Origin of the sequence: Myxococcus sp. CA051A (genome assembly GCF_013336705.1) — a bacterium.
In the GTDB taxonomy this organism is placed as follows: Bacteria; Myxococcota; Myxococcia; order Myxococcales; family Myxococcaceae; genus Myxococcus; species Myxococcus llanfairpwllgwyngyllgogerychwyrndrobwllllantysiliogogogochensis.
The window spans coordinates 280,241-299,471 of record NZ_JABUMS010000008.1 but is presented as its reverse complement, the minus strand read 5'-3'; the positions used below and the strand labels follow the sequence as shown (position 1 = coordinate 299,471).

The following is a 19,231-nucleotide window of genomic DNA, read 5'->3' as shown; positions in this document are numbered from 1 at the left end:
TCATCGCTCCTGGGTCGGTGGCTCGTGTTTCGGAGCCCTGACCCAGAAGCGTGGACCGGGCCCCTGTGCGGCGGCCCGGTCTCCTGGATTCACGTAGCGGCAGCGGTCCAATGAGAGACAGCCGCAGCCGATGCACCCTGTCAGCCCCGCCTTGAGCCGCTCGAGCTCGGCGATGCGCTCGTCGATGCGCTGACTCCACGTCCCGGACAGCCGAGCCCAGTCCTGTCGGCCTGGGACGGTGTCGACGGGCAGTCTGGCGAGCTCCCGGCCGACCTCTTCGAGGCTGAGCCCCACGCGCTGGGCGAAGACGATGAACGCCACGCGCCGGATGACGGGCCTGGCGAAGCGTCGGTGGCGCGCGGAGGTCCGCTCGGAGTGGATGAGGCCCCGCTCCTCGTAGAAGCGCAGCGCGGAGGTCGCGACGCCGGTGCGTCGGGACAGCTGTCCAATCGTGAGCGACTCGTCCATGCCTCGATATGCGCGCACTTCGCCTTGACTTCAAGTGCACTTGAAGTCGCAGATTTCCTGGCGTGCGGCGTTCGAGTCACGAGCGGGCAGGCGGGCGGGACATGGTGTCTCGCCGCCTGGCTCCGCCGTGTCCGCGCGGCCATGGAGGGTGAAACGCATGCGCGCAATCCAGGTGTCGAGGTTCGGTGGGCCGGAGGTGTTGGAACCCCATGAGGTGCCCGAGCCCAGGCCCGGGGCAGGTGAGGTCCTCGTGGAGGTCTCCTTCGCGGACATCATCTTCGTCGAGACGCAGATTCGGACTGGCTGGGGACGAGAGTTCTTCAAGATTGACCCGCCCTACGTGCCGGGCTTCGGCGTGGGTGGGACGGTGAGCGCGGTGGGCGAGGGCGTGGACCCGGGCTGGGTGGGTCGGCGGGTCATCGCCAACACGGAGGAGCGCGGGGGGTATGCGGAGCGTGCTGTCGTCTCGGTGCGGAAGATGGTCCCTGTGCCGGACGGGCTGGAGTTGCGCGACGCGACGGCGCTCCGGTCCGATGGTCCCACCGCGCTGGGACTGATGGAGAAGGCGGCGATTCGTCCGGGACAGTGGGTGCTCGTCACCGCGGCGGGGGGAGGGATGGGTGTCCTGCTGGTGCAGCTCGCGCACGCGGCAGGAGCGCGGGTCATCGGCGCGGCGCGGGGGCAGCGGAAGCTGGAACTCCTCCGTGAGCTCGGCGCCGACGTCGTGGTGGACTACTCCCGGCCGGACTGGGGCCAGCAGGTCTTGGACGCCACGGACGGGCGGGGCGCGGACGTGGTGTTCGACGGCGCTGGCAGCGAGCTGGGCCAGACGGCCTTCGGGGTGACGGCGCAAGGAGGACAGTTCTCCGCGCACGGGGCACCTGGTGGTGGGTTCGCCGAAATCGACACGGCCGAGGCGGAGCGGCGGCACATCTCGGTGCGCGGCATTCAGCAGGTCCAGTTCCCCCTGCCGGAGCGCCAGCGGTTGACGGAGCAGACATTGGCGCTGGCCGTGGCGGGACGGCTGCGGCCGGTCATCGGGCAGGCCTTCCCCCTGGAGCGGGCAGGGGACGCCCATGCGGCGCTCACGGCCCGAAGCATCACCGGCAAGGCGCTGTTGCTGATTTGAGCGGCGGGCCCTGTGGGCCGGAGCTGGCGAACGGCTGTCAATTGGCTCCTTCATTCTTCTCCGGATTGGCCCTTGAGTAGAGCCAATCCGCCCTCCACCCTGGAACACCATCAGGAGGAGTGACTCATGAGGAGAAGTCGGTGGAAGGCCGGGGGTGCGCAGGTAGCGCCGGGCCCGGTACTCATCAGCGTGACCGAATTCACCGCCGCATACATCCGAGACATACCGGCGATCTGGTGGGAGGGCTCGAAGCTGAGACAAGCCTGGCCACAGCTCGAGGGCGCGGTGGGAACGTGGTTGTGGTTTGAGGTCCTGGGCCGAAGGTCCGGGTCGGTTTCCGTATGGAAGAGCGAAGAGGACCTTCGACGCTTCGTGCGCTGGGCCCCCCACGTGCGAGTGGTTCGACGGTTCCAGGGCCGAGGGACGATGGTCTCCACCCAGTGGCGGGCGGAGGAGTTCGACCGCCGGGCAACCTGGGCACGGGCCGCACGCTGGATTCAACGGAGGACCCACGCTCCCGACGCAGTGGACCCATAGGTGTCCGCACATTGACACTTTCCAAGGGTCCAATGAGGATGGCCACGATGGACCTCCACTTGACGGTCTCCGGACGACACGGGCTTGCCACGCAGCTCTACCGCCAGTTGAGGGATGCCATTCTCGAGGGTCGCATTCGAAGTGGCGACAACCTTCCTCCCACGCGAGAGCTGGCTGACCGACTGAAGGTCTCGCGCAATACCGTCACCGCCGCCTATGAACGACTGACCTCGGAGGGCTTCCTCTCCGCTCGCGTGGGTTCGGGCACCTTCGTTCGGTCGCCGATAGCGCCAGCCGAACAGCGACGCAACGCCCTGTCCGGAACGGGGCTCCGCCCTCTGCCCGTTTGGGACCGAGTCACCGTGGGACCGGAGCGCCCGGCGCGAAAACCCGCCTTCGACTTTCGCGCCGGGATTCCGGATGCGCGACTCTTCCCGTTCGCCGCCTGGCGCAGGCTGGTGACTCGGGAGTTGCATTCAGCGGAGAACCGCAAGGCGCTCTACCAGGAGCCCTCCGGGCTGCTCCGACTGAGGCAGGCCATCGCGCGGCATGTAGGAGTCGCCCGGTCGATTCAGGCGACAGCCGAGGACATCCTCATCACCAACGGAACCCAGCAGGCGCTGGACCTCATCGGCCGCGTCCTGTGGGAGCCGGGCGCCGTGGTGGCCATGGAAGACCCTGGCTACCCCATGGCGCGACTGCTGTTTCAGTCACAGGGGGCGCGGGTTCATCCGGTGCCGCTGGATGCGGAAGGGCTGGAGGTGGACGCATTGCCGGAGAACGCGGCGGTGGTCTACACCACGCCGTCCCATCAGTTTCCACTCGGCATGCCCATGTCCCTGGCGCGGCGGATGGCGCTGCTCGCCTGGGCGGAACGTCGTCGGGCAGCCATTATCGAGGATGACTACGACAGCGAGTTCCGGTTCGACGACCGACCGTTGGAGCCACTCCAGAGCCTGGACCGAGGCGGGCGAGTCATCTACGTGGGGTCGTTCTCCAAGACCCTGCTGCCGGAACTTCGGGTGGGGTACCTGATAGCCCCGCCCTCGATTCGTCCCGCGCTGCGAGCCGCCAAGGCCCTGACGGACTGGCACAGTCCCCTCACGACTCAAGCCGCTCTGGCGCGGTTCATGGAAGAAGGGCTGCTGGCGCGGCATGTCCGCCGGGCCCGGAAGGAGTACCAGTCCCGCCGTGATCGACTGGTGAGCGCCATCGAGCGCCACCTGGGGACCTGGGCGGAGCCCGCTCCATCGGTGGCTGGGCTCCACCTGTGTGCCCTGTTCCGGGACGAGCGATTGCACGCCGACGAAGTCGCTCGCGCCGCGAACGCGGAGGGCATCGCGGTGTATCCGTTGTCTCGCTTCTCCACCGCCCCCACACCTCCCCAAGGGCTCGTCCTCGGGTACGGGAGCATTCCCGTGAACCGGATCGACGAAGGCGTACGGCGGCTGGCCGCGGTCCTCGCGGCGACGCGGTAACCACCGGGCTCGCGGCCCTGACGAACTTCATGGCGGCACGTGGCCTGCACTGGAGGTCCCCGGGCCCGACGCCGGAGGTCGGAAGAGGGCCCTTCAGGGCAGCGCCATGCGCGAAGCCAGGGTGCCGAAGGACAGGGCGACACGCGTGGCGAGGTGGGGGCCTGCCATTCCGTCACATGAGGTGAAGAACAGACATGAACCAGAACAAGTCCAGGCAGCAGCGCCGTCGCAATCGCGGCATGACGCTCATTGAAATCATGGTGGTCATCACCATCCTTGGCCTCATCGCCGCGGCCGTCGGGGTGGCTGTCATTCCGACGTTGGGCGAGGCGAGGGGAGACCGGGCCTCGTTGGATATCAAGACCATCGAAACCGCGCTCAAGCTCCACTACTCGAAGAAGGGCCGCTTCCCAGACACGCAATCCGGGCTCGGCGCGTTGGTGGAGAGTCGGACCCTGGAGCAGCTCCCCAAGGACCCGTGGCAGAACGACTACGTGTATCTCAACGAGGGAGGCCGGCCCGTCGTCATCTCCTACGGAGCGGACGGCACCGTGGGTGGCGAGGGAGAGGACGCGGACATCTCCTCCGCGCCCGCGAACTCCCAGAAGGGCTGAGTCCGCCCATCCGACGGGTGCGGGGAACATGGCGGGCCCGCTTGTTCCCTCCGGCACCGCCCGCATCGCGGTGCCGAGTCGTTGGGGCCAGACCCCGCATGCTCTCCCCGCAGCGAGCGGGGTACCTGTCTGGGTTCTCCTGGCTCATACCGCCAGAATGCTACATCCTGAATGTCTCATGTCTGTCGATTGGGTCATGGTGTTTGTGTTTTATTGTTTCGCGGTTTAGGCATCGAAGGCCGGATTTCATCCGAACCTCCGGTGGCGCCCGTGGGGCGTCCTCTCGTCCAAGAGAAAGGCCTGACCATGAAGAAGCTGTTCCTGGGAATGTTCCTGGCAATGATGCCGCTCGTCGGCTGTGGCACTGATGAGGCGAGCCCGCCGGAGACCGGCCAGGTGATGACCACCGAGGATGGCCGCGAGCTGGTCATCGAACAGCGGACGGCTGAGCCGGGCGAGCAGGCACCGGACGCCGAAGTCGCCAATATGAGCGTGGACGAGGACAATCTCGCCTGCTGGGTGGTGCTCAATTACTGCAGACATCCGAACACGGGGCGGCCGCATTGCACGGCCACCGGCTGTACCATCGCCCAGGCCATCAAGCACTGTCAGGCGCTCATCAGAAAGACCTGCTGAGCTGTCACTGCGGGCATCCCAAGGGACCTCTCGGCCGCGGCCGGGAGGTCCCGGGAGGTCGGAGCGCCATCTCGTCAAGAGAATATGTTATACCACAGCAATATGGTTGCGAAATGACCACGAATTGCCGGGGCAGACGGTGCCTTCCAGGGAACAAGAACATCAGAAATTGATTAATCTGGACAATCGAGATTAGTCAGGATTGCTTGGCCCTCCTCACCATCTCTGAATGAGGAGGCTTTGTGATTCGTTCGCGGCTTCGTGACGTATGGATGCGTGGTTTCGCCTCGCTGGGCGTGTTGCTGGTCGGATGTGGAGTTCCCGAGGACGGTGGAGCCGAGCAGGCCCTCTCCTCCACGGCCTCGCCGCTCGTGGGACAGAAGCTGGTCATCGCTCCGGCGATGGTTCAACCGGACGGTGTCCGCCCGACGCTGGGCGTCTATCAAAACCTCTACGACGAGCAGGCGCTGATAGGTGACCCGCGCGCGGGCTCGACCTTCAAGCCCGCGACGACCTGGGGCAACGTCGTCTACAACGAGACCCAGTACCCCATGGGTTTCATCATCGACCTGGGCCAGCTCCACGACGTGACGGAAGTCGGCGTGTTCGACACGTACGACCACAACGGCTCGGTCTCCTTCCGTGTGGGGGCGCCGGGTGCATGGACCTCCACCTTCACCATCAACACCACCCTGTGGGAGACGTGGCAACTGGTGTCCGTGGGCCAGCGCACGCGCTACATCCACTTCGCGCGCACCCTGTACGGAGCGTCGAACGAAATCGTCATCTATGGCGCGCCGGTGGGCCCGCCCGCCAATGTGCCTCCCACGGCCTCGGCGGGCCTGGACCAGACGGTGGTGCTGCCCACGTCGTCCGCGCAGCTCACTGGCACGGCGAGCGATTCGGACGGAACGGTGGTCTCCCGGCAGTGGACCCAGTTCTCCGGGCCGAACACCGCCACGCTGACGGGCGCGAGCACGCTGACCGCCACGGCCTCGGGCCTGGTGGCGGGGCTCTACGAGTTCGACCTGCTCGTGACGGATGACCAGGGAGCCACGGCAACCTCACGTACGAAGGTGCGGGTGGAGCCCGCCAGCACCGGGCGAGGCACGACCACCGAAATCTACAGGGACACCACGAGCACGCTTCCGGGGAACTATGGCTACGTCGTGTACCTGCCGCCGGGCTACAACGCGGCCACGAACTGGCCCATCGTCATCTTCCTGCACGGCGCGGGTGAGCGAGGCGACGGCGGCACCAACCAGCTCAAGCGCGTCCGGAACATGGGGCTCCAGTCGTACATCGACAAGAACGGGAAGGACTATCCCTTCATCCTCGTGTCGCCCCAGACGAGCACCAGCAGCTACTGGAACGACCAGGAGGCCCTGGACAGTCTGAACCCCTTCATCGAGCGAATCCTGTCGACGTACAAGGTGGACAGGAAGCGCGTGTACCTGACGGGCCTCAGCATGGGCGGCGCGGGCACGTTCTCCTATGCGCAGAGCTTCCCCGCGAAGCTGGCGGCCGCGGTTCCCGTGTGCAACGGAGGCTACGGCGCCTCCGCCGCTCGCGCGCAGGCCATGGTGGACGCCAACCTCCCGGTCTGGGGCTCACACGCCATCAACGACCCCGTCTCGTATTCGGGGACACGCGAATGGTTCACCCGGCTGGGACAGGCCATGGGGGCCACGGGAACCGTCATGGACACGTACACCTATCCGCCTCGGGCGCAGACCGCGTTCTTCCGCCCGGCACTGGGGCGGTGGGACTGGGTCGACGGCCAGACGGCCCAGGATGCGAATGGGAATCCTCCCGAGCGCCCGGTGCTCTTCACCCTCTTTCATGACGGCGGCCATGAAATCTGGGACCGCGTCTACCAGGACCCGAAGGTGTTGAGCTGGATGCTCGCGCAGCAGCGCCCCTGAGGTTCATCTCTCTCCGGACGGAGATGAGGTCCGAAGCCGCGGTGCAGGTCACACCGGCGGCCCGGCGTGGGGGTTGGATATCCTCCGCGCCGGTGCCGCCGGATGTTCTCGTTAATGACTAGCGGATGATTCCCTGGGCGTCGTAGATGGTCTTGGTGGAGGAGCTGGTGCTGATCACGACTTCGTCCCCGGCCAGGCCGTCGATGTTGGCGATCATCTGCAGGGTCCAGAATCCGGCGATGGGATAGTCCCGCGTGGCGCGGCTGGCGTCCCGGATGATCCTCACGTACGAGACGTTGTTGATGATCAGCTCGGCGCCCGGCTGTCCATTCGTGTCGGCGACGCCCATCAGCGCCCAGGTGCCGCTGGAGATGGGGTAGTCACGAGTCCCTGACGCCTGGTGGTCGATGATTCGAATGGCGGCGCCCGTGTTGATGGGCAGTTCAGTCGCTCCGTCGCCGGTCAGGTCATGAAAGCCCAGCGGCGTCCACGCGCCCCCGGAGATGGCATAGTCGCGTGTCGCCGAGAGCCGGTGGGTGATGACCCGGACGAAGCTCCCCGCGTTGACGGCCAGCTCCTGGCCCGCGAGTCCATCCATGTTGCTGAAGCCAATCGGAGCCCAGGCCCCGCCGGAGATGGGATAGTCGCGTGTCGCCGCGGTCCGGTGGGTGATGACCCGGACCAGGTTTCCCGCGTTGAAGGCCAGCTCGGCGCCCGGCGAGCCATCCATGTCCGTCGCCTGAAGGAACGTCCAGGCGCCCGTCGAGATGGGATACGTGCGATTGCCGCCATTCGTTTGTTGGACCTCGATGTAGCTCAGGTTGTTGTAGACGGACTCCAGCGTGCCATCTCCATTCAGGTCCCACGCCCCCATGAATGTTCCCGCCGCATACACGGGGCTCGCGCTCAGGGTGAGCAGCAGGAGCGTTGTTTGGACGAAGGAACTGCCTGAAACCAATGCACTCTTCCGGGACATGTGCGCCTCGCGGTCTGAGTCCAGATAGACATGGCTATCAGGACTTCTCTGGAATATCGCCAATTCACACTGGGCGTGTAAATGACCTGCCCCGTTTCCCTATCGCCAGAGGTCCGTGGCGACGTCCGTCCCTGAATCCTTACCTGTTGGAGGATGTGCTGGGCTTGTGTGCCTCGATGAGGAAGCGTGTCGTGCGGGCGACGAAGGGGCCGTCGCGCTGGATGCGCTCGTGGAGGGCCCGGAGCTGGGGGCGGTAGCGCTCGACGGTGAAGTCCGGGACCATCCAGATGACCTTGCGCAGGAAGTAGATGACCGCGCCGATGTCGAAGAACTCGGTGCGCAGGGACTCCAGCCGCAGGTCGGTGACATGGAGTCCGGCGGACTCCGCCTGGGCACGTGCGTCGTCGGGGTGGCGCCTGCGGTGGATTTCGGCGGGCAGGGGGCCGAGGAAGAACTCCACGAGCTCGAAGACGCTGGCGGGGCCGACCTGCTGGGAGAAATAGGTTCCGCCGGGTTGGAGGACGCGGGCAATCTCCGTCCACCACGTCGTCACCGGGTGGCGGCTGACGACCAGGTCGAAGGCGCTGTCGGCGAAGGGGAGGGGCGGCTCGTCGGAGTCGGCGACGACGACCACGCCGAGCGGGTGCAGCCGCTTTGTTGCCTTCGCGACATTGGGTGGCCACGACTCGGTCGCCACGGTGAGGGGAGGCCGCTTCGGCACACCCGCGAGCACCTCGCCACCGCCGGTCTGGATATCGAGCGCGGCGGAGGCTCGGGCCATTCGCTCACCCAGTTGCCGCTGATAGCCCCAGGACGGGCGTTGCTCGGTGGCGCGACCGTTCAGCCAGGAGAAGTCCCAGCCTTCCACGGAGACACTCGCGGCCTCGGCTTCCAGTTCCTCATACGTTCGCGACATGCCCTGGCTTCTATCGCGAGGCTCCGTGCGTCGTGGTGGAGACCTGTCCTTTCTTCGCGCGGGCCAGCGTGCCGAGGACATTCAGGGCGTTCGTCGGTAGGTTCTACCCTGCGTGAGTCAGGATTCTCCCGGTCCATGATTGGGTTTGTCATGTTCGACCTCAGAGAGGGGGGTGACACCTCCGCAGCCGAGCGGTGTTCCCTGTGCATGAACATCCACACCCGGAGTCTCGAAGTCCGCCACGGTGATTCACTCGAACAGGGGCCCGCGCGACGGCCGAGCTTCACCTCGCTCTCCCTCGTCCTGTTCCTCGCCCTGGCCGGAGCCGTCAGTGGTTGCGGCGACGACGAAGAAGAACCCACGACGCTGCACGCGGACCTTCAAGCCATTCTCGAGGACGCCGTCGCCAAGGGCGTGACGCCTGGGGTCTCGCTGGCCGTTGCCTCGGACAAAGGCCCGATGTGGCTGGGTGTCGCTGGCGTCGCCGACGTCGAGCGGAATCAGCCCATGTCCGCGCAGCACCGCTTCCGCGCGGGCAGCATCCTCAAGAGCCTGGTCGCCACCGCGGTGCTCCAGTCCGTCGAGCGGCGCACGCTCGCGCTGGATGACACCCTGACGGAGCGACTGCCAGCGAGCGTGACGGACCGTATCGAGAATGCGGGGGCCATCACCGTGGCGATGCTGCTCGCTCACCGCTCGGGCATTCCGGAGTGGGTCACCGACGAGACGAACATGGCCATCATGGGGGACCCGGAGCACCGCTGGACGCTCGAGGAGATTCTCGGCATCTCCGGAGCGCGGCCCTCGGCGTTCCCTCCCGGTTCCCAGTATGGCTACTCGAACACCAACTACGTGCTCCTCGGCGAAATCCTCTCGGTCGCGGAAGGCCGGAGCTGGCGCGAGATTGTCCGAGAGCGGGTCATCGAGCGAGCGGGGCTTTCCCACACACGCGTGCCCGAGCCCGGAGACCTGGACTGCCCGGCACCCTGCGCGCGTGGCTACGTCCCCTTCGAGGGCGCGCTGGCGGACCTCACCGTCGTCGACCCGTCGATGGCAGGGGCTTCTGGCGGTCACGCCCTGGTGACCACCGTCTCCGACCTTCTCACCTTCTGGAAGAAGCTGCGCGCTGGTGCGCTCTTCGAGCGCACGGAGACGCTGGAGGCCATGGTCGCGTTCCAATCGGCGCCCGACCCCGAGTCCCGACTGGTCGGCTACGGGCTCGGAGTGATGCGGCTCGAGTCCCAAGGCGTTGCCGCCGTCGGGCATCTGGGCGGCACGGCGGGCTACCAGAGCTTCATGCTCCATGTCCCCGCGACGGGCCGCTACGTCACGGGGAGCATCAATGTGATGGGAGACCTGGCCGCGGTGCTCGTGCCCATCCTGGACCGCGCGGGACGGCCCTGAGCCTCGAGCGAAGTGGGCCGGCCAGAGAGCCGCTGTTCAGGGGCCGGAAGCCTGGCGAGCCGCCCCCGTGGGTCGCGGTGCCTCCATGCGCTCCGCGCGAAACCGGCGCAGGCGTCGGCTGCTGACCAGCAATCCATCCACGCCTCCGGAGGCCGCCCGTGTGAAGGTCACCGCTCCGAGCGAGCCGATGAACCGGTCCCCACCCACGGGCTCCAGCACGACCTCGTCCCGACGGGGCCAGCGCACGGCCAGTTTTCCGTCCGCGATGCGCACCGTGTAGGTCATGGCGACCTCCTCGCCGCGATACTGGCCGACGAACGCCGCCAGGTCCGGGGGCGTGGGCATGGGCGCGCTCAGGCGGATGAAGTCCCTCGTCGTGGGCCAGGCATCCCGGATGCGCAGCTCGCGTGGGGCCTGGGGCTTTGGCGCCACGAAGCGCCAGACATGCGTCGACTCGCCCGGGCGGAACGCGCCATCGCCGATATGGACGAAGGCCTTGGGCATGCCGACCTCGCGCAGCGCTCCGTCCTTGACCTCCAGTCGCACGACTTCATCCGTCAGGGGACTCCAGTAGTTGCCGGCGAGCGCGGACAGCTCCGCCTCCGGAAATGCGACGGCGGGCGGCAGGGTGTCCTTCAGGAGGTCACCCAGATACACCTCGGCCACCTTCCACACGAGGTCCGTGACCGCAATCGAGCCGTTGTTGCACAACGCGACGATGGCCAGCCGTTGGTCGGGGAAGAGGACGGCCTCCGTGCGGAAGCCGGAACCCGTGCCGTCATGTCGCACCGTGCGCAGACCGCGATGCTCCGCCACATGCAAGCCACCGCCATAACGCGTCTCGGTGCCATTGTTCAGCTTGCCGGAGGTCTGCATCAGCGCCTTCAAGGCCGGCCCGCCGACGCGCCCATCGAGCAGGTTCTGCTCCCACTTCAGCAAATCACTGACAGTGGAGAGCAGATTGCTGGCGCCGTAGTGGTCGTTGTTGGGCATGCTGATTCCCCAGCCGCTCTCGCGGGGGAAGTAGCCCATGGCGCGCCTGGGAACGACCGCGTTGTGGTCTTCCTGGAACCCGGTGTCGGTCATTCCGAGCGGCTTGAAGAGCCGCTCGTCGGCGAATGCCCGCAGGGGCTTGCCGGAGACGCGGTGCACGATGACCGCCAGCAATGTGTACGCGGCATTGCCATACAGGATTTCCGTCCCCGGCTCGAAGTTCACACCGCGTTGCCGGGTCAGCACGTCGAGGATGTCCGCCTCGGTGTTCAGGTCGTCGCCGCGCAAGCCGGCAAGGCTCAGCAACTGACCCTGCTCGCGCAACCCGTTGGTGTGGTGCATCAGGTGCGCGATGGTGATGGTCTTGCCGTAGTCGGGTATCTCCGGCAGGTATTTGCGGATGTCGTCGTCCAGCGACAACTTGCCGTCTTGTGAGAGCAGCCCGATGGAGTACGCGGTGAACTGCTTGGTGACAGAGGCCAGATTGAAGACGGAGCGCGGCGTGATGGGGACGTCGTATTCCAGATTCGCCATGCCGTGGCCCCGCGCGTAGTCCACCACGCCGTCGCGAGAGACACCCACCGCGCAGCCGGGCGTGGCCTTGCCACTCCCTGGCGAGAAGATGGCGTCGACGCGTGAATGACGCTGGGCCCGCGAGCCCCGTGGCGTCTGGGCACTGGCGATGCTTCCAGGAAGGACCCACTGAACGACGAGGGCCAGCAGAAGAAGAGAACGGGGAAGTCGCATGCGAAGGAGGCTCCTCGAGCGGGACGTCGAGCCGCCCCGCGACGAGAGGGAGGATTCCCGAGCCCTCCGCCCCGCGCGGGGCATATCTGCGAAGCCCCGCCAGGCGTCGGTGAACCGCGCGTTTCAGGCGGTGAGCCACCGGGCACGATTTCGTTGCAGTCGGGCTCGAACTCGGGTTCCTGCCACCGGGAGCAACCGTTGTCGGGGAGTGGGACTTGAATCGGACAGCGGCCGCGCGTCATGCCCGCTTGGCCGCTCCAGGGCGCGTGGCGCGTCTATTCCCTTGAGGCAACACCACGCTCTTGGAATCGTATTCCCCCCATGTCCCTGCCGCTTCGCATCGAGTGTGGTCCCTGTGTCCTGCGCCCCTGGCGACGCGGTGACGAGGCGTCCCTGGTTCAGCACGCCAACAACCGCGAGGTGTGGCGCAACCTCCGTGACCGGTTTCCCCACCCCTACACGGCCGAGGATGCCGCGGGGTGGGTGAGCTACGCGGGAGCCGTGCTGCCGCCCACGGACTTCGCCATCGAGGTGGACGGCGCCGCGGTGGGCTCCATGGGGCTGATTCCCGGCAAGGACATCGAGTGCTATTCGGCGGAGGTGGGGTACTGGCTCGGGCAGTCGCTGTGGGGCCGGGGAATCGTCAGCAGCGCGCTCGACGCGTTCTCTTCCTGGACCTTCGCGAACAGCGACTTCCTCCGCCTGTTCGCGCTGCCCTTCGCCGACAACGTCGCGTCGTGTCGGGTGCTGGAGAAGGCGGGCTTCCAGCGCGAGGGCCTGTTGCGGCGCAGCGCCGTCAAGGACGGCACCGTGCATGACCAGGCGCTCTACGCGCGCCTGCGCCCGATGGGGCCCTGAGCCCGCCCGCGGCTCAGGGGCTTTCGCTGCTCGGCGCAGGGGGGATGGCTTGAAGGCCACGCCCCTCAATAGTTCCAGGCGGTGCAGTCGGTCGTCGTGCGGGTGACGAACTCGGCCAGCGTGCGCAGGTTCCGCACGAACGTGCTCGTGTCGAGATAGTCACCCGGCGTGGCGCCACTTCGCGGACCGCTCGGGCTGTAGGTCGTGAGCCACTTCTCGTTGTTCACCGTCGCATCCACGGCCTGGGCCGTGTCGGCGCGGAGCTGCTGGCACGAGCGCTTCATCACCGTCGTGTCGCTCGCCAGCCGGTTGTACTCCGCGCGGAGGGCGACGAGCTGGGACGGACCCTCCCACCCATAGTTCTGGTAGGTCGGCGGGGCCTGGGAGAACCGCACAGGGTAGCCGCCGGGCTTCACCGTGAAGAAGCCCGTGTTCGCCGGAGCGGTGTCATCCAGTTCGATGTAGCGGTGGATGAGTGTGTCGTTCGCATGGTCGACGGTCTCCAGGTACGCGAGCGCGGTGCCGACCGCGTCGCGGTTCGCCGGCACACTGGGGTCGAGCTGGTAGAGACGAAGCAGCGCCCACATGGCGTCCTGACTCTCCTGACCGGCGATGGCTGGAACCTCCCAGTTGCGCGCCCAGCGCGGCTGCATCTGGATGTCATATTGCTGCGCCCAGGCGGGCTGGGGCTGGGGCATCTGCGCCCGGCGAAGGAATCCCCCGAACGCGGTGCGCATGCCCTGATAGGTCGTGGCCTGCGCGGGATAGATTTCCTGGGCCCAGTTCAGCATCTCCACGAAGGCCGTCGCGAGGTTGTCGTTCAGGGTCGGGTCATCCCAGTACTCGTGGGTGTAGGTATTCGCATAACAGTTTGCGAGGCCACACGAGGTCCCGATGGAGGGCGGGTAGCTGGCCGTGAGCGCCGGCCGCGCGGCGACGGGACCGGTGAAGCCCTGGGGGAAGCCACCATTCGTCGGGAACTGCGAGGTCTCCACCCGCGTGCGGGCATAGGACGAGGCGTCGGAGATATCCGTGTGCGCGAACCCGAGGAGCTGGTCGGCGCGCATCATCGCGATGAGCGCGTTCTGGGTGGTCTGGTCGTCGTAGGTCGTCGTCGTACAGCCGCCGCAGCTACAGCTCGCCGTGGTGTGGCGGTAGCACGCCTTCAGCGTCGGCGTCGCCTTGAAGTCCGCGTAGAGCCGCCAGCCTCCCGACTTTACCTGCCCATGACGCAGCGCCATCGCCGCGTCCGTCGCGTACGTCTTGAGCGCGGGTGTGGCCGGGTCGGCGAGGGCCGCTTCGACGAACGCAATCACCACGTCCGACGTGCCGGGCGACTGAATCATGATCTGCTCTTCGTCGAGCTGGATGTCGCCCCAGCGCTCGCTCAGGTTGTTGGCATTGTGATGCCACGCATAGCCGCCCTGACGTGCCACCTGGTCATGGAAGTACTTCGCCGCGTTCCGCATCCGGCCGAGCGCCTTCGCGCGGAGCGGAGTCGTGGCCTCCCGCGCCGCCTCGCCAGTCCGAGTGCCCTCGTCATCGGGTTCGGAGGCCATGGGCGCGCAGGCGAACGTCGAGAGCAGCGGAAAGAGCACGAGCACAATGGGTCTTCGCATGCGCGCTACGCTAGCAAGCAGGTGGCGCGTGTGCAGCGTCGCCTCCAGACGCCGGGTCCTGAGTGGGGCGCGGCGGCCCGTCTCCAACAACCCCTGGAGGTGGTGGGGCACCGCGCAGGCGACGAACGAGGATGAACCCCAGCGAGAGGGCCGCCACGGTGAAGCCCACGAGTCGCAGGTGTGTCCCGATGACTCCAGCCACGCCGACCGTCACCCCGAGCAGCGACAGGTACGCGGCGATGCACAGGGGGCACTTCGGGATGAGCGCGGCCAGCAGCCCCAGGGCCAGCGACACGCCCGGCGCGCCCACCGCCGGGCGGCGTGTCAACGGGTCAGCGGCCATACTGGTCTCTCAGTCGCACCCACTGCATCGGCCAAGGCAGCCCGTCCTCGTCACGGCCCTTCGAGACGAGGTCGAGGACCTGGTAGGCGGTGTTGATGACCTCGATGCCTCGTCCGTAGGTCCCGTAGGTGTGGAAGACGTCGCCGCGTTCGTCCTTCGCGAAGGCGCTGATGCCCGGCATGTCTGAGTTGGACCCTTGCAGCAGTCCGTAGTTGTAGACGGCCTCGCCGCGCTCCAGTTCATCCGGGTGGAACGACACGTTGAAGTCGAAGTTGAAGGTGTTGGCCTGGGATGACAGCCACTTGAAGCGCCAGCCCATTCGCTGCTGGAACGCCTGCAGCTTGGGCAGCGCCGCGCGGGAGATGGCGACGAAGCTCACGTCCCTCTGGGCCAGGTGCTCGATGACTCCGTTGAAGGAGTCCGCCCAGAACGAACAGTTCTTGCAGCCCGCCTCCCACTCTGGCGCGAACATGAAGTGATAGACGACCAGCTGGCTTCGGCCCGTGAAGAGCTGCGCCAGCGTCTCCTGACCGTCGGGGCCGTCGAACACATAGGGCTCGGCCACGCGCAGCCAGGGGAGGGCGCGGCGTGTGGCGCTCAGCTCATCGTGCATGCGCATGAGGGCCTTCTCCCTCGCCAGCAGTTCCTTGCGTGCGGCGAGCCACTCGCTCTTCGATTCCGTCATGACGGGTGTCACGTGATTCCTCCACGGGGATTGGGGACTCCAGACGTAATGGGTGGCGGGCGTGGGGCGGGAGTAACAAAGGCGACGGGCTTCCCAACGCAGGTGGGGTGCTGGAGGATGCGCGGCATGGATGTGCTGGTCACCGTGGCGGCTCGGGCGCTTCGTGAGGGAGACCCACTCGGTGCGCTTCAACGCGTGGCGCTCCGAGAGGACGCTCCGGCGTTGGCCCTGAGAGGGGTCGCGATGGCGCAGCTGGGCGAGTTCCCCAGGGCCCTGCATCTGTTGAAGCGTGCCGCGCGCGCCTATGGCTCCGGGGACGTCCTTGCGCGGGCGCGCTGCGGCGTCGCGGAGGCGGAGGTGGCGCTCGCATCCCGCGACTTCGAAGGCGCGGAACTCGTGCTCGTCGAGGCGCTGCGAACCTTCGAACTCCATGGCGACTCCGAGAACGCGCGCTACACGCGCCTGTTGCAGGCACGGCATGCCCTGGTGCTGGGACGTGTCGATGCAGCCGAGCGGTTGCTGGCCGAACTCGACCCGCGCGATGCGCCCGCGATGCATTCGACGCTCGCGCGGCTGCTGTCGTTCGAGGTGGCGTTGCGCCGGGGGGAGATTCGCTCCGCCCGCACCGCTCTCGAACACGCACGCGTCGCCGCCCGGAACGCGCGCATCCCCGCGCTTGGCGCCGAGGTCGAGCATGCGGCCCGGGTCCTGAGCATCCCCGCCGCGCGAGTCGTCGTTCGGGGCGAGGCGCGGCCTGTCTTGCTCGACGAGGTCGAGTCCCTGCTCGGCTCGGAGCACCTCGTCGTTGACGCCTGTCGTCGCGCGTTCCGTTCGGGCTCGCGGGTCGTGTCGCTGTCCACGCGCCCCGTGCTGTTCGCGCTCCTGCGGGTGCTGGCCGAGGCCTGGCCGGGTGACGCCTCACGCGATGCGCTCGTCTGGCACGTGTTCGGAGCGCGGCGGGTGAATGCCTCGCATCGCGCGCGGCTGCGCGTGGAGCTGGGTCGTCTGCGCACGCAGTCGCGCGACCTGGTGGACATCCAGGCGACCCCGCGCGGCTTCGTCCTGGTTCCCCGTCGTCCGGTGGAGGTCCGGGTCCTCACGCCGCCCGTCGAGGGGGCGGACGGGGCCGTGTTGGCGCTGCTCGCGGACGGTGAGCACTGGTCGACCTCCGCGCTCGCGCTCGCGCTGGGGGCAAGTCAGCGCACGGTGCAGCGCGCGCTCGCCACGCTGGAAGAGGCCGGACAGGTCCAGGTGCTGGGGCGTGGCCGCGCGAGACGCTGGGTGGCTCCCCCGGTCAGCGGCTTCACGACGACCTTGTTACTCCCCACCTCGGGTTTCCCTGGGTAGAGCGGACCACGGGACATCGGAAGGAGCGCGGACATGGACAAGACTCGGAGCGAGGTGGAGGAGACACAGCCAGCGGAGGTCGTCCGTGAGTACGGCCCGTTCGAGGGCGCCTCGCGCGTCCACGGCGTGACGTTCGACGGCGCACAGGTCTGGTTCGCTGGCGGCGAAACGCTTCACGCGTTCGACCCGGCGAGTGGTGAACCCGTGCGCACCCTGGCCGTCGCGTGTGACGCGGGGACCGCCTTCGATGGGCGGTATCTGTTTCAGCTCGGCGGAGGGCTCATCCGGAAGATCGACCCCGAGACGGGACAGGTGTTGAAGACGCTCCCGGCTCCGGGCAATGGCAGTGACTCGGGGCTCACCTGGGCCGAGGGCTCGCTGTGGGTGGGCGAGTACCGCGGCCGGAGAATCCATCGAATCGACCCCGAGACGGGCGCCATCCTGCGCACCATTGAGTCCAACCGCTTTGTCACGGGCGTGACGTGGGCGGAAGGCGAGCTGTGGCACGGCACCCTGGAAGACGGCGCGAGTGACATCCGGCGACTCGACCCGGCTGACGGCCGCGTGCTCGTCAGGCTCACGTTGCCCGAGGGGATGAGCGTCACGGGGCTCGAGGCCGACAAGGGCGACCTCTTCTACGCGGGCGGCGGCGCGAGCGGGAAGGTGCGCGCCGTGAGGCGGCCCCGACGCTCCCGCCGCTGATGAGAGGACCCGCCGCCGCGGCGCGACGGCGGCGGGGTCCTCCATCGCAGGCAGCAGACATCAACTCCGCCGCGAACGGGGCCCTTGGGCCTCGGGGAGCTGGTAGCCCACTAGCGCATGGCCTGAACCCTCTCACGCGACAGCGACCTTGACGCTCACCGTCGCAGCCCTCTTCCCTCGCGTCAGTCCCTGCGGTCCAGGCGGCGGTACTCGACGATGCTCGGTGGGTACTCGGTCCAGAAGCGCAGCATCCCGTCGTGCCCCATCACCGTCTCCTGCTTGCCTCGTGCATCCGCGTCCGAGACCGCGAGCGAGAAGCTGGCGGCCACGAGGGGTTCGCTGACGCCGAGCTCCGCCAACGGCAGTGTGAGCGTCACCTCGTAGCCACGGGGACGCTTGCGCCAGGCGCCCTGGATGGACGGAAGCCCCGGGTGCGCATCTCTCGTCCAGTCACGCGCCTCGACCTTTCCTCCGGCCCCGAGCAGGACCCCCAGCTTGAAATCTTCAGAGCGCGGGCCAGAAGATCGCACCTGCCACACGGTGAGCTCGAGGTGGTCTGAATGCAGCCCCTCGCCACTCCCCAAGGGGGCCACCTTGTCATCATGTACCTCGACGTGGAGGGAGAGCGCTCCGCCCACGCGCGCCAGGCGCCACGCGAACGCCAGGTCCGCCGCGTCCTTCCAGCCCTCGAGCCCCCAGGAGATATGCGCCTGCGTGTAGGCCTGGACCGTGGGAGCCAATGCCAGCGCGTCCTTGGCGGACCGTGCGAACCTCACGGGGTAGGGATGGCTCCCATTGACGACCGCTCCCGCGGTGCTGGCGAACGCCATGTATCCCGGCCGTTCCCGGGAGAACGTCTCTAGCTCCACCGTCGAGCCGCGCACGCCCATGGGGCCCCAGAACAGATAGAACGTCGGCTCCACCAGGACGGAGGTCGCCCAGTCTTCGGACGCCACCAGGTGGAGCTCCTTCCCCTTGACGACGAGGACACAGAACGGCCCCTTGAGGCGGCCGTCCGACATCAAGGACGCATCCTCGGGCACGGCATCGGGAGCGGGATCGGGCTTGAACCCCGTGAGCAGCAGCAGGCACGTCCCATCCCGACAGACGTACTCCAGCGGATTGAAACGCACGCCCATGGGACACAGGGCGCGGGCCCGAGAGAGGAGTTCGTCACTCACTGCCCGAGGCTTGGGGGGCTTCGGGCTCACTGGCGCGTTCACGACCCGAGCGCTGGACTTCGTCCACTTCGGCTCCTGGCTGGGCACAGCGATGAAGCGCGCCCCATCCCGTGACACCTTCATGACCCGCCGGTACACCTGTTTCTGGGCCAGGCCGTAGTCGACGAAGGTGTAGGGCAGCCGGTTCTTGCTCGAGGTCACGACCTCGACATGCTCCGGGTCGAGGAACCTCACGGTGTTCGCTGGGGCGTGTTCGAGGCGATAGGTTGCCCCCAGGACCTCCCCCTGGAGGTCCGACAGCATCAGTGTCTCGAGCGCGCAGTACCCGCTGGAGCAGGAACCCAAGTCATCGATGAGGTGCCACAAACAAAAGGGACCTTCGCAGGCGAGGCGCTTCAGCGTGCTCCCCCTACCCCAATCCTTCAGGAGCTTCTCGTCCAGGACCGTGCCTTTCGGGAAGGGGGCCTTGTCTGGAGACGCCAGGGCCGCGGTGCTCCCGAGCCCCAGACAGAGCGCCAGGGCGAGGACGCCGCGACGACCGGCCGCGCCCTCGCCCATCGGGAAGGTTCGTGGGCCCGAAAAGAGGGGCGCGCGGCGTGGGTCATTCATCGGTTGACCTTCATGCACCGCGAGTTTGCAGACGGCATGCCATGGTTTGCCCCCATGCCGGCCC

The 19,231-nt window shown here is 67.4% G+C and carries 17 protein-coding genes; 9 read left to right on the top strand and 8 right to left on the bottom strand.

Annotation, left to right across the window (positions count from 1 at the left end; translation table 11 throughout):
• Nucleotides 1–468, bottom strand: a complete 468-nt coding sequence (gene soxR, locus HUA74_RS24140) for a redox-sensitive transcriptional activator SoxR (protein WP_141643923.1) — start codon at nucleotides 466–468, stop codon at nucleotides 1–3.
• A 157-nt stretch (nucleotides 469–625) separates the two neighbouring features.
• On the opposite strand from soxR, the gene HUA74_RS24135 reads away from it, so the two are divergent.
• From HUA74_RS24135 to HUA74_RS24115, 5 genes are all read left to right on the top strand, one after another.
• On the top strand, nucleotides 626–1,597 hold the full coding sequence (locus HUA74_RS24135) for a zinc-binding dehydrogenase (RefSeq protein WP_174456434.1): 972 nt from the start codon (nucleotides 626–628) through the stop codon (nucleotides 1,595–1,597).
• Nucleotides 1,598–2,181: 584 nt separating this feature from the next.
• Nucleotides 2,182–3,612 (top strand): PLP-dependent aminotransferase family protein, encoded by a 1,431-nt coding sequence (locus HUA74_RS24130; RefSeq protein WP_174456433.1) that lies wholly within the window; start codon nucleotides 2,182–2,184, stop codon nucleotides 3,610–3,612.
• Between the two features lie 194 nt (nucleotides 3,613–3,806).
• Complete coding sequence (gene gspG, locus HUA74_RS24125) at nucleotides 3,807–4,226, top strand: type II secretion system major pseudopilin GspG (protein WP_174456432.1); 420 nt, start codon at nucleotides 3,807–3,809, stop codon at nucleotides 4,224–4,226.
• A 306-nt stretch (nucleotides 4,227–4,532) separates the two neighbouring features.
• Nucleotides 4,533–4,862, top strand: coding sequence for a hypothetical protein (locus HUA74_RS24120; protein ID WP_141643927.1), 330 nt, complete (start codon nucleotides 4,533–4,535; stop codon nucleotides 4,860–4,862).
• A gap of 272 nt (nucleotides 4,863–5,134) precedes the next feature.
• A complete protein-coding gene (locus HUA74_RS24115; RefSeq protein WP_174456431.1) occupies nucleotides 5,135–6,787 on the top strand; it encodes an alpha/beta hydrolase-fold protein in 1,653 nt (550 codons plus the stop codon).
• Between the two features lie 118 nt (nucleotides 6,788–6,905).
• On the opposite strand, the gene HUA74_RS24110 is transcribed toward HUA74_RS24115, so the two are convergent.
• Both HUA74_RS24110 and HUA74_RS24105 read right to left on the bottom strand, forming a co-directional pair.
• Nucleotides 6,906–7,763, bottom strand: a complete 858-nt coding sequence (locus HUA74_RS24110; protein ID WP_141643929.1) for a hypothetical protein — start codon at nucleotides 7,761–7,763, stop codon at nucleotides 6,906–6,908.
• Between the two features lie 139 nt (nucleotides 7,764–7,902).
• Nucleotides 7,903–8,679 carry a class I SAM-dependent methyltransferase gene (locus tag HUA74_RS24105; protein WP_174456430.1) on the bottom strand — a complete coding sequence of 259 codons (777 nt, stop codon included), beginning with the start codon at nucleotides 8,677–8,679 and terminating at the stop codon, nucleotides 7,903–7,905.
• 207 nt (nucleotides 8,680–8,886) lie between these two features.
• Between HUA74_RS24105 and HUA74_RS24100 the strand changes: the two genes are divergently transcribed.
• Nucleotides 8,887–10,083, top strand: coding sequence for a serine hydrolase (locus HUA74_RS24100; RefSeq protein ID WP_174456429.1), 1,197 nt, complete (start codon nucleotides 8,887–8,889; stop codon nucleotides 10,081–10,083).
• A 36-nt stretch (nucleotides 10,084–10,119) separates the two neighbouring features.
• On the opposite strand, the gene HUA74_RS24095 is transcribed toward HUA74_RS24100, so the two are convergent.
• Nucleotides 10,120–11,823, bottom strand: coding sequence for a serine hydrolase (locus tag HUA74_RS24095; protein WP_174456428.1), 1,704 nt, complete (start codon nucleotides 11,821–11,823; stop codon nucleotides 10,120–10,122).
• Between the two features lie 321 nt (nucleotides 11,824–12,144).
• On the opposite strand from HUA74_RS24095, the gene HUA74_RS24090 reads away from it, so the two are divergent.
• Nucleotides 12,145–12,681 carry a GNAT family N-acetyltransferase gene (locus tag HUA74_RS24090; RefSeq protein ID WP_174456427.1) on the top strand — a complete coding sequence of 179 codons (537 nt, stop codon included), beginning with the start codon at nucleotides 12,145–12,147 and terminating at the stop codon, nucleotides 12,679–12,681.
• 65 nt (nucleotides 12,682–12,746) lie between these two features.
• Here the strand turns inward: HUA74_RS24090 and HUA74_RS24085 are convergent, their stop codons facing one another.
• The 3 genes from HUA74_RS24085 to HUA74_RS24075 are packed head-to-tail and all read right to left on the bottom strand — an operon-like array spanning nucleotide 12,747 to nucleotide 15,328.
• Nucleotides 12,747–14,300 carry a hypothetical protein gene (locus tag HUA74_RS24085; RefSeq protein WP_174456426.1) on the bottom strand — a complete coding sequence of 518 codons (1,554 nt, stop codon included), beginning with the start codon at nucleotides 14,298–14,300 and terminating at the stop codon, nucleotides 12,747–12,749.
• A 10-nt stretch (nucleotides 14,301–14,310) separates the two neighbouring features.
• Nucleotides 14,311–14,643, bottom strand: coding sequence for a hypothetical protein (locus HUA74_RS24080; RefSeq protein WP_174456425.1), 333 nt, complete (start codon nucleotides 14,641–14,643; stop codon nucleotides 14,311–14,313).
• Nucleotides 14,633–15,328 carry a thioredoxin family protein gene (locus HUA74_RS24075; protein ID WP_174456424.1) on the bottom strand — a complete coding sequence of 232 codons (696 nt, stop codon included), beginning with the start codon at nucleotides 15,326–15,328 and terminating at the stop codon, nucleotides 14,633–14,635. The genes HUA74_RS24080 and HUA74_RS24075 overlap by 11 nt, the downstream gene beginning before the upstream one ends.
• A 126-nt stretch (nucleotides 15,329–15,454) precedes the next feature.
• On the opposite strand from HUA74_RS24075, the gene HUA74_RS24070 reads away from it, so the two are divergent.
• Together HUA74_RS24070 and HUA74_RS24065 are read left to right on the top strand one after the other, a co-directional pair.
• Nucleotides 15,455–16,675 (top strand): HTH domain-containing protein, encoded by a 1,221-nt coding sequence (locus HUA74_RS24070; protein ID WP_174456423.1) that lies wholly within the window; start codon nucleotides 15,455–15,457, stop codon nucleotides 16,673–16,675.
• Between the two features lie 33 nt (nucleotides 16,676–16,708).
• Entirely contained in the window at nucleotides 16,709–17,377 is a 669-nt protein-coding gene (locus tag HUA74_RS24065; protein WP_174456422.1) for a PQQ-binding-like beta-propeller repeat protein, read from the top strand.
• 182 nt (nucleotides 17,378–17,559) lie between these two features.
• On the opposite strand, the gene HUA74_RS24060 is transcribed toward HUA74_RS24065, so the two are convergent.
• The gene (locus HUA74_RS24060; protein ID WP_174456421.1) at nucleotides 17,560–19,167 is read right to left on the bottom strand and encodes a hypothetical protein; all 1,608 of its coding nucleotides are present in this window, start codon (nucleotides 19,165–19,167) and stop codon (nucleotides 17,560–17,562) included.
• Nucleotides 19,168–19,231 lie beyond the last annotated feature (64 nt).

Excerpts from the sequence above, each read along its gene's own strand:
- HUA74_RS24135 (WP_174456434.1), top strand. The coding sequence starts at position 626 with ATGCGCGCAATCCAGGTGTCGAGGTTCGGTGGGCCGGAGGTGTTGGAA.
- HUA74_RS24115 (WP_174456431.1), top strand. The coding sequence starts at position 5,135 with ATGCGTGGTTTCGCCTCGCTGGGCGTGTTGCTGGTCGGATGTGGAGTT.
- HUA74_RS24090 (WP_174456427.1), top strand. The coding sequence starts at position 12,145 with ATGTCCCTGCCGCTTCGCATCGAGTGTGGTCCCTGTGTCCTGCGCCCC.
- HUA74_RS24065 (WP_174456422.1), top strand. The coding sequence starts at position 16,709 with ATGGACAAGACTCGGAGCGAGGTGGAGGAGACACAGCCAGCGGAGGTC.
- HUA74_RS24060 (WP_174456421.1), bottom strand. The coding sequence starts at position 19,167 with ATGAATGACCCACGCCGCGCGCCCCTCTTTTCGGGCCCACGAACCTTC.
- HUA74_RS24130 (WP_174456433.1), top strand. The coding sequence starts at position 2,182 with ATGGACCTCCACTTGACGGTCTCCGGACGACACGGGCTTGCCACGCAG.
- HUA74_RS24085 (WP_174456426.1), bottom strand. The coding sequence starts at position 14,300 with ATGCGAAGACCCATTGTGCTCGTGCTCTTTCCGCTGCTCTCGACGTTC.
- HUA74_RS24105 (WP_174456430.1), bottom strand. The coding sequence starts at position 8,679 with ATGTCGCGAACGTATGAGGAACTGGAAGCCGAGGCCGCGAGTGTCTCC.
- soxR (WP_141643923.1), bottom strand. The coding sequence starts at position 468 with ATGGACGAGTCGCTCACGATTGGACAGCTGTCCCGACGCACCGGCGTC.
- HUA74_RS24070 (WP_174456423.1), top strand. The coding sequence starts at position 15,455 with ATGGATGTGCTGGTCACCGTGGCGGCTCGGGCGCTTCGTGAGGGAGAC.
- gspG (WP_174456432.1), top strand. The coding sequence starts at position 3,807 with ATGAACCAGAACAAGTCCAGGCAGCAGCGCCGTCGCAATCGCGGCATG.
- HUA74_RS24080 (WP_174456425.1), bottom strand. The coding sequence starts at position 14,643 with ATGGCCGCTGACCCGTTGACACGCCGCCCGGCGGTGGGCGCGCCGGGC.
- HUA74_RS24110 (WP_141643929.1), bottom strand. The coding sequence starts at position 7,763 with ATGTCCCGGAAGAGTGCATTGGTTTCAGGCAGTTCCTTCGTCCAAACA.
- HUA74_RS24120 (WP_141643927.1), top strand. The coding sequence starts at position 4,533 with ATGAAGAAGCTGTTCCTGGGAATGTTCCTGGCAATGATGCCGCTCGTC.
- HUA74_RS24100 (WP_174456429.1), top strand. The coding sequence starts at position 8,887 with ATGAACATCCACACCCGGAGTCTCGAAGTCCGCCACGGTGATTCACTC.
- HUA74_RS24095 (WP_174456428.1), bottom strand. The coding sequence starts at position 11,823 with ATGCGACTTCCCCGTTCTCTTCTTCTGCTGGCCCTCGTCGTTCAGTGG.
- HUA74_RS24075 (WP_174456424.1), bottom strand. The coding sequence starts at position 15,328 with ATGACGGAATCGAAGAGCGAGTGGCTCGCCGCACGCAAGGAACTGCTG.